Origin of the sequence: Nocardia sp. NPDC023733 (genome assembly GCF_040639775.1) — a bacterium.
Taxonomy (GTDB): domain Bacteria; phylum Actinomycetota; class Actinomycetes; order Mycobacteriales; family Mycobacteriaceae; genus Nocardia; species Nocardia rosealba.
In genome coordinates, this window is sequence record NZ_JBFAAN010000001.1 from 1,014,869 (window position 1) to 1,027,099 (window position 12,231).

At 68.7% G+C, this 12,231-nt stretch carries 13 protein-coding genes; 8 read left to right on the forward strand and 5 right to left on the reverse strand.

What is annotated here, in order from left to right:
• The first annotated feature begins 17 nt into the window (after positions 1–17).
• The gene (locus AB0F86_RS04620; RefSeq protein WP_356981993.1) at positions 18–458 is read left to right on the forward strand and encodes a nuclear transport factor 2 family protein; all 441 of its coding nucleotides are present in this window, start codon (positions 18–20) and stop codon (positions 456–458) included.
• Here the strand turns inward: AB0F86_RS04620 and cobG are convergent.
• The gene (gene cobG, locus AB0F86_RS04625) at positions 455–1,717 is read right to left on the reverse strand and encodes a precorrin-3B synthase (protein ID WP_356981995.1); all 1,263 of its coding nucleotides are present in this window, start codon (positions 1,715–1,717) and stop codon (positions 455–457) included. The two genes, AB0F86_RS04620 and cobG, sit on opposite strands and share 4 nt — an antisense overlap.
• A gap of 50 nt (positions 1,718–1,767) precedes the next feature.
• Positions 1,768–2,382, reverse strand: coding sequence for a dihydrofolate reductase family protein (locus AB0F86_RS04630; protein WP_356981996.1), 615 nt, complete (start codon positions 2,380–2,382; stop codon positions 1,768–1,770).
• A gap of 177 nt (positions 2,383–2,559) precedes the next feature.
• On the opposite strand from AB0F86_RS04630, the gene AB0F86_RS04635 reads away from it, so the two are divergent.
• The 6 genes from AB0F86_RS04635 to cobN all read left to right on the forward strand — a co-directional run bounded on the left by AB0F86_RS04635 (position 2,560) and on the right by cobN (position 9,563).
• Positions 2,560–3,234: a hypothetical protein gene (locus AB0F86_RS04635; RefSeq protein WP_181696496.1), complete on the forward strand. Its 675-nt coding sequence runs from the start codon at positions 2,560–2,562 to the stop codon at positions 3,232–3,234.
• A 33-nt stretch (positions 3,235–3,267) separates the two neighbouring features.
• On the forward strand, positions 3,268–4,425 hold the full coding sequence (locus AB0F86_RS04640) for a MerR family transcriptional regulator (RefSeq protein WP_356981998.1): 1,158 nt from the start codon (positions 3,268–3,270) through the stop codon (positions 4,423–4,425).
• 52 nt (positions 4,426–4,477) lie between these two features.
• A complete protein-coding gene (locus tag AB0F86_RS04645) occupies positions 4,478–4,933 on the forward strand; it encodes a MarR family transcriptional regulator (protein WP_181696400.1) in 456 nt (151 codons plus the stop codon).
• Positions 4,934–5,005: 72 nt separating this feature from the next.
• Complete coding sequence (locus AB0F86_RS04650) at positions 5,006–5,326, forward strand: SMR family transporter (RefSeq protein WP_181696399.1); 321 nt, start codon at positions 5,006–5,008, stop codon at positions 5,324–5,326.
• 41 nt (positions 5,327–5,367) lie between these two features.
• Positions 5,368–5,718: a multidrug efflux SMR transporter gene (locus AB0F86_RS04655; RefSeq protein WP_181696398.1), complete on the forward strand. Its 351-nt coding sequence runs from the start codon at positions 5,368–5,370 to the stop codon at positions 5,716–5,718.
• Positions 5,719–5,900: 182 nt separating this feature from the next.
• Positions 5,901–9,563 carry a cobaltochelatase subunit CobN gene (gene cobN / locus AB0F86_RS04660; protein WP_356982001.1) on the forward strand — a complete coding sequence of 1,221 codons (3,663 nt, stop codon included), beginning with the start codon at positions 5,901–5,903 and terminating at the stop codon, positions 9,561–9,563.
• Here the strand turns inward: cobN and AB0F86_RS04665 are convergent.
• A complete protein-coding gene (locus AB0F86_RS04665; protein WP_356982003.1) occupies positions 9,533–10,075 on the reverse strand; it encodes a hypothetical protein in 543 nt (180 codons plus the stop codon). The genes cobN and AB0F86_RS04665 overlap by 31 nt on opposite strands.
• Positions 10,076–10,274: 199 nt before the next feature.
• On the opposite strand from AB0F86_RS04665, the gene AB0F86_RS04670 reads away from it, so the two are divergent.
• On the forward strand, positions 10,275–11,126 hold the full coding sequence (locus AB0F86_RS04670; RefSeq protein WP_356982004.1) for an acyl-CoA thioesterase domain-containing protein: 852 nt from the start codon (positions 10,275–10,277) through the stop codon (positions 11,124–11,126).
• Between the two features lie 9 nt (positions 11,127–11,135).
• On the opposite strand, the gene AB0F86_RS04675 is transcribed toward AB0F86_RS04670, so the two are convergent.
• Positions 11,136–11,678 carry a hypothetical protein gene (locus AB0F86_RS04675; protein WP_356982006.1) on the reverse strand — a complete coding sequence of 181 codons (543 nt, stop codon included), beginning with the start codon at positions 11,676–11,678 and terminating at the stop codon, positions 11,136–11,138.
• Positions 11,675–12,130, reverse strand: a complete 456-nt coding sequence (locus tag AB0F86_RS04680) for a hypothetical protein (protein WP_067492129.1) — start codon at positions 12,128–12,130, stop codon at positions 11,675–11,677. Before AB0F86_RS04680 ends, AB0F86_RS04675 begins: the two co-directional genes overlap by 4 nt.
• Positions 12,131–12,231: the final 101 nt, after the last annotated feature.

The window sequence follows — 12,231 nt, forward strand, 5'->3', positions numbered from 1 at the left end:
GTTCTAAGCTCGCCTGCATGACCGAATCGAACACTCTCGCAGACACTCTGGCGATCACCGAGACGATCACCCGGATGTTCGTGTACTGCGACCAGAAGCGCTGGGACGGTCTGGTCACCGAGGTCTTCACCGACGAGGTCGACTTCGACGGCGGCTTCGGCGGCGGTGTCTCGATCCGGTCGGCCGAAGACATCGCCGCCGACTGGAAGGCGGGCCTGGACTCCCTCGACGCCGTCCACCACCAGTCGGGCAACCACCTCATCGACATCCACGGCGACGAGGCCACCGCACACGCCGACTCCATCGCCGTCCACGTGAACAACTCCGCAACCAACGGCAAGACCCGCACCTTCATCGGCAGCTACGCCCTGGCCGCCCGCCGCACCGCCGCAGGCTGGCGGATCAGCAAGTTCCACTACCTCCTGAAGGTGATCGAGGGCAACGCCGACCTGACCTAGTCCGGTCTGTTGATCCGGTACCCGCCTTCGGTTGCGACGACATCGGTGACAGGTCCGGTCGGGCGGCCACAGCGGCGTTCGCAGCCGGACCAGTGTTGACGGCCGGTCGCCACCACGTCGGCGGCATCGAGGCCGGACTCGGCACGGTCCGCCGCGTCGGCGGGAAGGGTGCGCTCGGCATCGCGGCCAGGCTCGACTGTCGCGGGACGCCCCTCGGTCGGGTCGGATGGTTCGTCGCCGAGCACGCGCCCGGTTTCGATGGCTTCGGTGAGGTCGGCGCGGACGTCGGTGTGGGACTTGGCGCAGCCGGGGCGGCCCGCGCAGGCGCTCACCTGTAACCAAGGGGAGCCGGCGTCGAAGATCAAGCCCATCGGCGCCAGCACCCGCACCACCGTTTCCGCGGGGCCCTCCTCCAGGTCGGGTAGCACCACACTGCGCCACGGCGTGAGGAACACGGGGCGTTCGACGGCGGCCAGGAATTCGGCGACCCGCGCGGGCAGTGTGCCGAGCGGAACACCCGCGCCGAGGGCGATCAGGCCGTTGACCTGTTCGAGCCAGCCGATCGGAATGTCATGTGTCGCACCGAGTTCCAGACGCGCACCGGCGGGGGAGCGGTCCAGGGTCTCGGTGACCTTCTCGACACCGCCGGGGATCTCGTGCAACCGCCACTGCCCGGATTCCGCACGCAGGTCGAGGAATCCGCGGGCGGCGTCGAGCATCACGGTGACGGCCTCGTCGGGTGTGACGCGGATGCCGGTGTCGGCGCCGGCGAGCAGCAGCGCGAATTCGTCGCCGACGGCCTGGATCCCGATATCGCCGCGCAGCGTGCTCACGTCACCGCGTCCGTCGTCGAGGGTGAACAGGACCCGGCCCGGCAGGTCGGCCAACCGCGCATCGGCCTGCAAACCGAAATCGAGATCGGTGGCCAGCCCGTGCACGTCGGCGAATCCACCCACCCGCCCCGACATCGGTGAGGCCACGATATTGCGCACCCGCTCGTGCGTCCGGCTCGGCAGCAGCCCCGCCGTCGCCAGCCGGGCCGCCAGTTCGCCCGCGTCACGCACCTGACGCAACTGCACATTGCCCCGCGAGGTCAGCTCCAGATCGCCGTTCCCGAGGTCGTGCGCTGCCTCCGCGAGCACCTGTACCTGTCCGGATTCCAGGCGTCCGCCGGGAACACGGATCCGCGCCAACGGTCCGTCCGCGGCCTCGTGCAGCCGCAGAACCCCTGGGCAAGAATCGGGAGCGCTCCTGGTCATGATTCCCCAGCCTACGACCAGCGCCGGTGCCCTCCGCGACCGATCCGGCGTCAGGGCCGGACGTAGTGCACGGACACGGCACCGGAGTCGGGAAAGGTGGACGCGGTGGCGAGGCGCCAGGTCGACGCGTAGTCGTCGGGCAGCAGGCGCAGGCCGCCGCCGAGCGTCGTCGGAACGATGGTGAGGTAGAGGTCGTCGACGAGGTCGGCGCGCAGCAGGCACTGAATGATGCTTGCGCTGTTGGTGATCAGGATGTCGCGGCCCGGCGCGACTTTGAGCGCACGCACGTCCGCTTCCGGATCGCGACCGATTCGGGCGTTGCTCCACTCGGCCTTGTCCAGGTCGGACTGTTCGAGGGTCTTGGTGAAGACGACCTTCTCGACGGTCGCGAGCCAGGCACCGAGGTCACGGGTGCGGGCGGAACTGCCAGGGTCCGCGGTGATGCCCGGCCACACCGCCGTGAAGCCTTCCCAATTGGTTCGCCCGAGGACGACGGTGTCGGCGCCGCGCCAGATCCCCTCGTAGTAGATCTCGGTCTGCGGGCTGGTGATGTAGTCCATGCACCAGCTCATGTCGTCGTCGGGACCGGTGCCGCTGTATCCGTCCAGCGACACGGTGACCTCCGCCACGACTCTGCGGCCGGTGCTCTGCGAGTTGTTCGACATGGGCGACATCCTTCTCCGGTGAGCTGCTGTTTCAGAGGAAGAGACGGGACATCGCCGCCGAACTCATCGGTGCTCCCTCGCGACGTGCTCGTGTTTGCGCACCGGAAGGAAACGGTATCCGCCTAGTGTGAGTGGCGGATCGCCGCCGGAGCAGTGCCGACAGGAGAGGTCAACCGCATGCTGCGTGAATTCGTGGACAAGCGTGTAGTTCCCGCGCTCGACAAGGTCGCCCATGCGCAAGCACCCGTGGTGCAGCGTTATGTCGACTGGCTGGGCAGCAGGCACCCCGACGATTCACCGGTGGAACTCGTGCAGCGGCTGTCGCGCCAGTACCTCGTTGTCGTCACCGCCAGCGGCGTGACGGTGGGGCTCACCGCCGCCGTACCCGGCATCGGCACCTTGATCGGCCTGGCTGCCACCGGTGTGGACACCGCGGTCTTCGTGGAGGCGTCCTCGGTGTTCTCGGTGGGCGCCGCCGCGGCGTACGGCATCGCGCCCGAGGATCCGCGCCAGCAGCGTTTGGTGTCGAAGGTAGTGCTCGGCGAGTCGGGCACGAAGGTCCTCGAACAGACGGCAGGTCATACGAAGGGGCAGTGGCTCGGTGTCGTCACCGACCACATCCCGGGTCTGTCGAGCATGCCCGACGGGCCTGCCAAACGGTTCATCGTCAACTACCTGGTCAAACGCGGGCTGCTGCTGTTCGGCACCCTCATCCCCGCAGGGATCGGCGCGGTGATCGGCGGCTACGGCAACAACGCCCTCGGCCAGTTGGTCATCGCCAACGTCTACCGCCACCTGGGCACGGGTTCGCCCGAGATGGTCGCCGCGGGCACGCGCAACGGTTCGTCTTGACCTTCGAGTCGCTGCAACCCCGATCATGAGCCGGTGCCTGACACCGAACTGATCACCATCGGAGCGTTCGCCCGCACCTGCGGTCTGAACGCCAGCGCCCTGCGCTTCTACGCCGACGCCGGAGTCCTCGTTCCCGCCCTGGTGGACGAGGACACCGGCTACCGCTACTACACCCCCGACCAGGCCGGCCCCGCCTGCCTGATCCGTCACCTGCGCGCCGTCGACATGCCGTTGCCGACGGTCGCGGCGGTGCTCGCCGAATCCGACCCCGCCAGGGCCGCCGACCTCCTCGACGCGCACCTCGCCGAAATGCACTGCCGCCGCAGGGAGTTCGACGCGGCAGCCGCTGCCGCTCACCGCGCGCTCGGCGCGGACCCCCGATCGTTGCCGGACCGAAGCGGCCACGGTGCGGCGCCCGGAACCGAACCCGATCAGGCCGTGCGCATCGGCGGACCGGCGCTCGCGGCAGCCATCGACCAGGTCTCCACGGCGACCCTCACCGATCCGGCCCTGCCCGTGCTCGACACCATCCTGTTCGAAGCCCGGCCCGACGAACTGATCCTCACCGCCACCGACCGCTACCGGTTGGCCTCGCGAACCCTGCGCCCGATGTCCTCGGTGACGGCGGAGTGGTCCGCGACCATCGATGCCGCCGAACTGCGTGCCACCGCCTCCTGGCTGCGCCGTCGACACAGCGTGGTCTTGCGTCCCACGCCCGATTCCATCGAATTCCGCACTGCCACCGAGGATTCAGGGGCGAGCCAGCGCTGCCGCCGCTCGCCCGAGGAATTCCCCGACTACCGCCGCATGCTGGCAGCCCTGCCCTCGACCCCGACCAGAGCTGTCCTCGACCGCGCGCACCTCCTGGAAACACTGGAACGCGCGGACTCTCCGATCGTGACTCTGCGATTCGGTTCCCCGGACACGGTCACGATCTCGGTACCGAGCCGGGACGCGTCGACCCAGCACAGCACGCCGCAGCCGACCCCACATACCGAGCTGCGTGCAAGTGTCTCCGGCCCCGCGATGACCATCCACTTCGCCGTAACCACCCTCTACCCGGCGATCGCGGGCGCGATCGGTCCCGACATCATGCTCGACCTGTCGGCCCCCGACCTCCCCGCCCACATCCGCTCCGCCGACGACGGCGACCTCCGCACCCTCGCCATGCCCTGCGAACCGGCCCCTTGACCGCTCGACCTGCCGGGTTGTGGCCCGGCAGGTTCACTGCTAAGTTAAGTGCATGCACAAGCATGGACTTACGGAACGGGGAGCCGACCCGGTCGACGACTGGTTTCGTGCTTCCGCTCTCGTCGCGACCGTCGACTCGGGCCTCGGTAAATGGCTCACGCTGCACCACGGCATCGGGCTCACCGAGTACCACGCGCTCCGGCAGCTCGCCGCCGCACCGGACAAGGAGATCCGGGTCAGCGAGCTGGCCCATCGGATCGGATTGAATCAGAGTTCGGTGACCCGATTGCTGGGGCGGCTCGAGGCAAGAGGGTTCACGCGGCGGGACTTGTGTTCGGAGGACGGACGCGGTGTGTACGCCGTGATCACCGAGGAGGGGGAGGCGCTCGTCAGGGACGCGCGCGAACCCTTCCAGCTCCAGCTGGAACGCCTGCTCGACGACGCCGAAGAGCTGTCGCCGATGTTCGATGCGCTGCTCGCGCGTCGAGCGGGACGCGAACGCTCCTGACCTGACCCGGCATGCCGGGAGGGTCTTCCGCTCGGCATATATATGTATGTACAACCATAGAAGGGCAATATCGTGAACTGGCTCTACCTCGCCATCGCCGTCGTCTTCGAGATCGCCGTCGCCCTGGCGGCCGGAAAAGCGAAGGGTTTCACCGACATTCGATGGACCGTCGCCACGCTGGCCAGCGGCGCAATCGCGACCTACTTCCTGAGCCTGGCGCTGCTCACCTTCGACATCGGCGCCGGATACGCGATCTGGACCTCCCTGGCCGGCGTCGGGATCGTTGTCCTCGGAGCGGTGCTCTTCGGCCAACGAGTCGACTGGCGAAAGGCGATCGGCATCGTGATCGTCATCGGCGGTGTCGTCGGCCTGCAGCTCAGCAGTGGCGCCTGAGCAACCTCGTCCGCATCCATTTCTCACCGAAAGGCCGAACAATGATCAACCGCACTCCCGCCACCGCCTGGCTCGTCCTGCTGCTCGCAGGCGCCTTCGAAGTCGGATATGCCCTCGCCGTCGGCGGCAGCCACGGTTTCACCGTGCTCACCTGGTCGCTGGTGGCGATCGTCTTCTTCCTCCTCACCCTCTTCGCCCTCAGCGTCGCGCTGAAAACGATCGACGTGGGGATCGGCTACGCCGTCTGGGCGGGTATCGGGGCGGTCGGCGCCGCTCTGCTCGGACCGGTGTTCTTCGAGGAAACGCTCACCCCGCTCAAAGCGTTCTGGCTCGCCGTGGTGATCGCGGGCGTGGTCTGGCTCAAACTCGCCGACCGCGCCGAAGCCGCCTGAGCGACCCCCGGACGCGGGCTGGAAAGTTGCGGGCGCGTCCGGGCCAGTACCATCGACTTGCTCGGCGGGCGTCGAGGAAACCGGTGGAAATCCGGTGCGGTCGCGCCACTGTGAACAGCCAGACCCTCTCCGGCGAGCACCGCAACCCGATGGGCGCGTCAACCCGAGGAAGGTCTCACCCTGTGATCCTGCTGCTGTCCACCTCCGACACCGACCTGCTGAGCGCCCGCGCGAGCGGCGCCGAGTACCGGTGGGGCAACCCCGCCCGGCTGCTGGTCGAGGATCTCGGGCAGCTGCTCGACGGCGTCGACCTGGTGATCGTGCGCATCCTCGGCGGCAAACGTGCCTGGGAAGAGGGCCTGGACGCGGTGCGGGCCAGCGGTATTCCGATGGTCGCCCTCGGCGGCGAGATCGCACCCGACGCGGAACTGATGGAATGCTCCACCGTGCCGGTCGGTGTCGCCGCCGACGCCCACAACTATCTCGCCGCGGGTGGTGCCGACAACCTGCGTCAGCTCTACAACTTCCTGTCCGACACGGTGTTGCTCACCGGTCACGGGTTCGAGCCGCCGGTCCAGCTGCCCACGTGGGGTGAGCTCGAACGCTCGGCGCGCATCCTCGAACCGCACGCCCCCACGGTCGCCGTCGTCTACTACCGCGCCCAGCACCTGGCGGGCAACACCGGCTACGTGGATGCCCTGTGCACCGCCATCGAAGCCAAGGGCGCCCGCGCCCTGCCCGTCTACGCGGCGTCGCTGCGGACCGCCGAACCGGAACTGCTCACCCTCCTCGGCCGGGCCGACGCACTGGTGGTCACCGTGCTCGCCGCGGGCGGCAGCAAGCCCGCCACCGCGTCGGCCGGTGGTGACGACGAGGCCTGGGACGTGGCCGCGCTGGCCGCCCTCGACGTGCCGATCCTGCAGGGACTGTGCCTGACCAGCCCGCGCGCCCAGTGGGAGGCCAACGACGACGGCCTGTCCCCACTCGATGTCGCCACCCAGGTGGCAGTCCCGGAGTTCGACGGGCGCATCATCACGGTGCCGTTCTCGTTCAAGGAGTTCGACGAGGACGGTCTGTCCACCTATGTCCCCGATCCCGAACGCGCCGCCCGCGTCGCCGGGATCGCGGTGCGTCACGCGCGCCTGCGTCATATTCCCAACGGCGACAAGCGGATCGCGCTCATGCTGTCGGCCTACCCGACCAAGCACGCCCGCATCGGCAACGCCGTCGGCCTCGACACCCCGGCGAGCGCTATCCGGTTGCTCACCGAAATGCGTTCGGCCGGTTACGACCTCGGTGACATCGACGAGATTCCCGGCCTAGCCGAGGGCGACGGCGACGCCCTGATCCACGCCTTGATCGCGGCGGGCGGCCAGGATCCGGACTGGCTCAGCGCCGAACAGCTCGAGGGCAATCCGATCCGGATCGGCGCCACCGTCTACACCCGCTGGTTCGAGTCGCTGCCCGCCGACCTGCGCGAAGCCGTGGTCGAGGCATGGGGCCCGCCGCCCGGCGAACTGTATGTGGACCGGTCGGCCGACCCGAAGGGCGAGATCGTCATCGCCGCACTGCGTTTCGGCAATGTAGTACTGATGGTGCAGCCGCCTCGTGGCTTCGGCGAGAACCCCGTGGCCATCTATCACGACCCCGATCTGCCCCCGAGCCACCACTACCTGGCGGCCTACCGGTGGCTGTCGTCGGCCGACGGTTTCGGTGCCGACGCGATGGTGCACCTCGGCAAGCACGGCAACCTGGAATGGTTGCCGGGCAAGACCCTCGGCATGTCCGCGTCCTGTGGCACCGACGCCGCCCTGGGTGATCTGCCACTGATCTACCCGTTCCTGGTGAACGACCCCGGTGAGGGCACCCAGGCCAAGCGCCGCGCCCACGCCACCCTCGTCGACCACCTCATCCCGCCCATGGCCCGCGCCGAAACCTACGGCGACATCTCGCGCCTGGAACAACTGCTCGACGAACACGCCAACATCTCCGCCCTCGACCCGGCCAAACTGCCCGCCATCCGCCAGCAGATCTGGACCCTGATGCGCGCGGCCAAGATGGACCACGACCTCGGCCTGGCCGAACGCCCCGACGAGGACGTCTTCGACGACATGCTCCTGCACGTCGACGGCTGGCTCTGCGAGATCAAGGACGTGCAGATCCGCGACGGCCTGCACATCCTCGGCCAGGCGCCCGAGGGCGAGATGGAACTCGACCTGGTGCTGGCCATGCTGCGCGCCCGCCAGCTGTGGGGCGGCGAGCAGAACGTGCCCGGTCTGCGAGAAGCGCTGGGGCTCAGCGAAGCCGGTGACGAAGCCCGCACCCGCGTGGATGTAGTGGAAGCCCGCGCCCGTGAGCTGCTCGCAGCCTTGCAAGCGACGGACTGGTCCGTGGATGCCGTGGACGCGCTGGTCGACGACTACGCCACCGCGATTCTCGCTGGGGGAGTGGAGGATTCGTCCGCGCCCGAGTCGGCGGGCGGTGTCGCGGTGAGCGGGCGTCTTGCGGCGGTGAAGACCGTGTTGCGGTTCGCCGCGACCGAGGTCGTGCCGCGCCTGCGCGAGACCGGCATCGAGATCGCCCGGGTCCTGCACGCCCTCAACGGTGGTTTCATCCCCGCGGGACCGAGTGGTTCACCCCTGCGCGGTCTCATCAACGTGTTGCCGACCGGCCGCAATTTCTACTCCGTCGATCCGAAGGCCGTCCCGTCGCGACTGGCGTGGGAGACGGGTCAGGCCATGGCCGAGTCTCTGCTCGCCCGCTACCTGGCCGATCACGGCGAGTACCCGAAGTCGGTCGGGCTGTCGGTGTGGGGCACCTCGGCCATGCGCACCTCCGGCGACGACATCGCCGAGGTCTTCGCGCTGCTCGGCGTGCGGCCGGTGTGGGACGAGGCGAGCCGCCGCGTCACCTCCCTCGAGGTGATCTCCCTGGACGAACTCGGTCGCCCGCGCATCGACGTCACGGTGCGCATCTCCGGCTTCTTCCGCGACGCCTTCCCACATGTGCTCGCCCTGCTCGACGACGCCGTCCGCCTCGTCGCCGCCCTCGACGAACCGGCCGAGGCGAACTACGTTCGCGCCCACGCCGACGCGGACCTGGCCGAGCACGGCGACGCCCGCCGCGCCACCACCCGCATCTTCGGTTCCAAGCCGGGCACCTACGGCGCGGGCCTGCTGCAGCTCATCGATTCCAAGAGCTGGCGCACCGACGACGACCTCGCGCAGGTGTACACCACCTGGGGCGGCTACGCCTACGGCCGCGACCTCGACGGTGCCCCCGCCGCCGACGACATGCGCACCGCCTACAAGCGAATCGCGGTGGCGGCCAAGAACACCGACACCCGCGAGCACGACATCGCCGACTCCGACGACTACTTCCAGTACCACGGCGGCATGGTCGCCACGGTCCGCGCGCTCACGGGGAAGAACCCCGAGGCCTACATCGGCGACTCCACCCGCCCCGACGCGGTGCGCACCCGCACGCTCTCGGAGGAAACCACCCGCGTGTTCCGTGCGCGCGTGGTGAATCCGCGCTGGCTCGAGGCGATGCGCCGCCACGGGTACAAGGGTGCCTTCGAGATGGCCGCGACGGTCGACTACCTGTTCGGTTACGACGCCACAACCAATGTCGTCGCCGACTGGATGTACGAAAAGCTCTCCGAGAGCTACGTTTTCGACGATGTGAACCGCAAGTTCATGGAGCAGTCCAACCCGTGGGCGCTGCACGGCATCGCCGAACGACTACTGGAGGCGGCCGAGCGCAAGCTCTGGGAGCACCCCGAACCGGAAACCCTGGACAAGCTGCGCCAGATCTACCTCGAGACCGAGGGCGAACTGGAGTAGTCCGCCTGCGCGGCCTGCAGCAGAACCCGGTCGCGGTAGATCCGCAGTGCCGCGATGACGGCCAAGACCGCGGTGAGCAGGCCGCAGGCGATGCGCACAGCATGCGCGATCTCGATCTCGGCGACCGTGCGGTGCAATTCGTCGACCGTGTACATGGCGCGATCCTCGAACAGGATCGGCCAGCGCGGCCACAGGTACAGCATCGACAGCAGGAACATCCCCGAGACGAACGGCACCAGCGACGCGAGCAGCCAGCCGCGGGCGCGCCCCGACCACACACCGGCAGCCACGGCGAGCACAGCGCTCAGGGTCAGGAACATCCCCAGCGGGCGCATCACATCGCCGACCGAGACCACGGCGGTGAATGCCTCGCTCACCTCCAGCGATGCCGGAATGTCGTGGAAGTAGTTCGGGTACAGGAAGATCGTTTCGGCGATCGTGGTGCACACCACCAGGGTCGCCAGCACGGCGTAGACGGTCGCGGCCGTGAGTGCGACAGTGAGTTTTCGCATGGTGTTCTCCTCGTGGGTGTGCTGTCGACGTTAGGCCGGCGTCGTATCGGAGACATCCGGTGCCGACCCTGAACTCGGGTCGGGGAACTCACCCAGGTCTCGTGATCGACGGCGAACGCGAGTGGGTTGCCGTAAAACTGCAACGCGTTCTAATCTTGGCGGGTGAGCCCGGGAAACACCCTGGCCGGAAAGGGTCGCCATGACCACCTCACCGGCGTACTTCACCCGCACGGGCGCGGTGTTCGAGCCGACCAGGTTCTCGCTGAGCCTGTGGGGTCCCAGGACGCTGTCGGGGCCGCCGGTGTGCGGGTTGATGGCGCGGGAGGTGGAGGCGCGGTACTGCACCGAGGAGTTCGTGCCCGCCCGGTTCACCGTCGACCTGCACCGCGCGGTGCCCGCGGTGCCCGTGACCGTCGAGAGCGAGCTGGTGCGTGACGGCAAACGCGTGCGCGCGATCGCCGTCAGCCTGCGCTCGGACGACGCGGTGGTGGCCAGGGGCAGCGCGTTGCTGCTGAAACGCTCGGCGCAGCCGCCCGGTGCGGTGTGGCGGCCCGAGCGGGAGCGGCCGCTGCCGCCGCCGGACGCGCGCGCGGCGATCGAGGAGGGCCTGCACCTGTTCGGCAGCGACGGCCATGCCGACGGCTGGTCGATCCGGATGACCGAGCACCAGAACGACACCCGTAAACGCAAGTGGGTGCGCAACATCCCGGTCGTCGCCGGTGAGGAGTCCTCCCCGTTCTGCTACGCCGCGATGACGGGCGAGCAGACCAGTCTGGTCACCAACTGGGGCACCGACGGCATCGGTTTCATCAATACCGATGTGTCGATCACGTTCTCGCGCATGCCGGTCGGCGTCGAGATGGGCATCGAGGCGGAAGGTCACCTCAGCGACGACGGGATCGCAGCGGGCGCGGCCGTGCTCTACGACGCCGACGGAGCGTTCGGGATGTGCACCACCACGGCACTGGCCAACGAGAGCCACCAGATCCGCGGTGCCGTCATCGACAAGCTCACCGACACGGTGATGGCGGAACTGGCGTCGGGGCACTGAGCCCGCCGATCACGGTTCCTGCGAACGCATTTCGAGGGGCAGGTCGCCGGCTTCGATGCCCTGGGCACGCAAGGCGAGCGGAACCTGCCGGGTGAAGCGCCGCGGGGGTCGGTAGTGGGTGCTGTGATCCGACACCAACAGCACCCGGCCCGCCCGCGCCACGATCTCCCCGGCGGCCGCCACCGGGCCACCGGCCAGGAAGCTGGAATGGTGGAACCGGCCGAGCAGATGCTGGGGCGAGGAGTACAGCGTGCCCGCGACGTCCATGACGAAGATCGCCCGGCCGCCCTCCGGCGACCACAGGGTACTGGCCGCGGTGGTGTCGAACAGGGCGCCGTCGGCGGTGTGGAGCAGCCCGTCGCGGGCGTGGAGCCGGAACCGCAGGCGCGCTCGCTCGTCGAGATAGGCGACGTGTGTGCCGTCCCATACCCGGTTCCCCGGCAGGTGCTCGCCGGCGAACTCCGGCCGCAACGGCGTCGTCTCGAACACGGTCGGCGCGGAATCCGTGCCGGTGCCGAACAATCGGCGCATGCGGTGGGCGAAGCCCGTCATGCGGGCACCAGGGTGACGATCACCTCGTCGGCCACCGTTTCCGCTTTCACCACGGCCTCACCGAGGTACAGGGTCGCGGCGCGAGGGCGGCCGTCGGGCAGGGGTACGACCGAGACGGCGTCGACGCGGCGGCCGGTGAAGGCGCTGTAAGGTTCCTCGTCGGTGACATCGAATGCGGTGTATTTGCCCGATTCGGCGACGTATTCGATATTGACCGGGTCGACTAGCGGTTCGAACGGGTCACGCCACGGCGCCGACCGGATCCGCAGTTCCGAGCCGTCCACCCCGGAATCGAGCAACAGGGTGGCACCGTTGTGGAAGGTGAACTCGATCGGGCCCTCGGAGCGGTCGACCTCGTCGCCGAGGACATAGAACATGCGGCGGACGGCGACAATGGTCCCGTCGACCGCGCCGTTGAGCGCGCTTCGGCCGTGTTCGTCGTTGTCGGACACCAGTTTCCTCTGACATCGCCGGGCAGATGAGTCATCATGTCGCCGCACCCGCTCGCCACGCAACTCCACCGGCGTGCCGCCCCGCGCCCGCCCACTCGTAC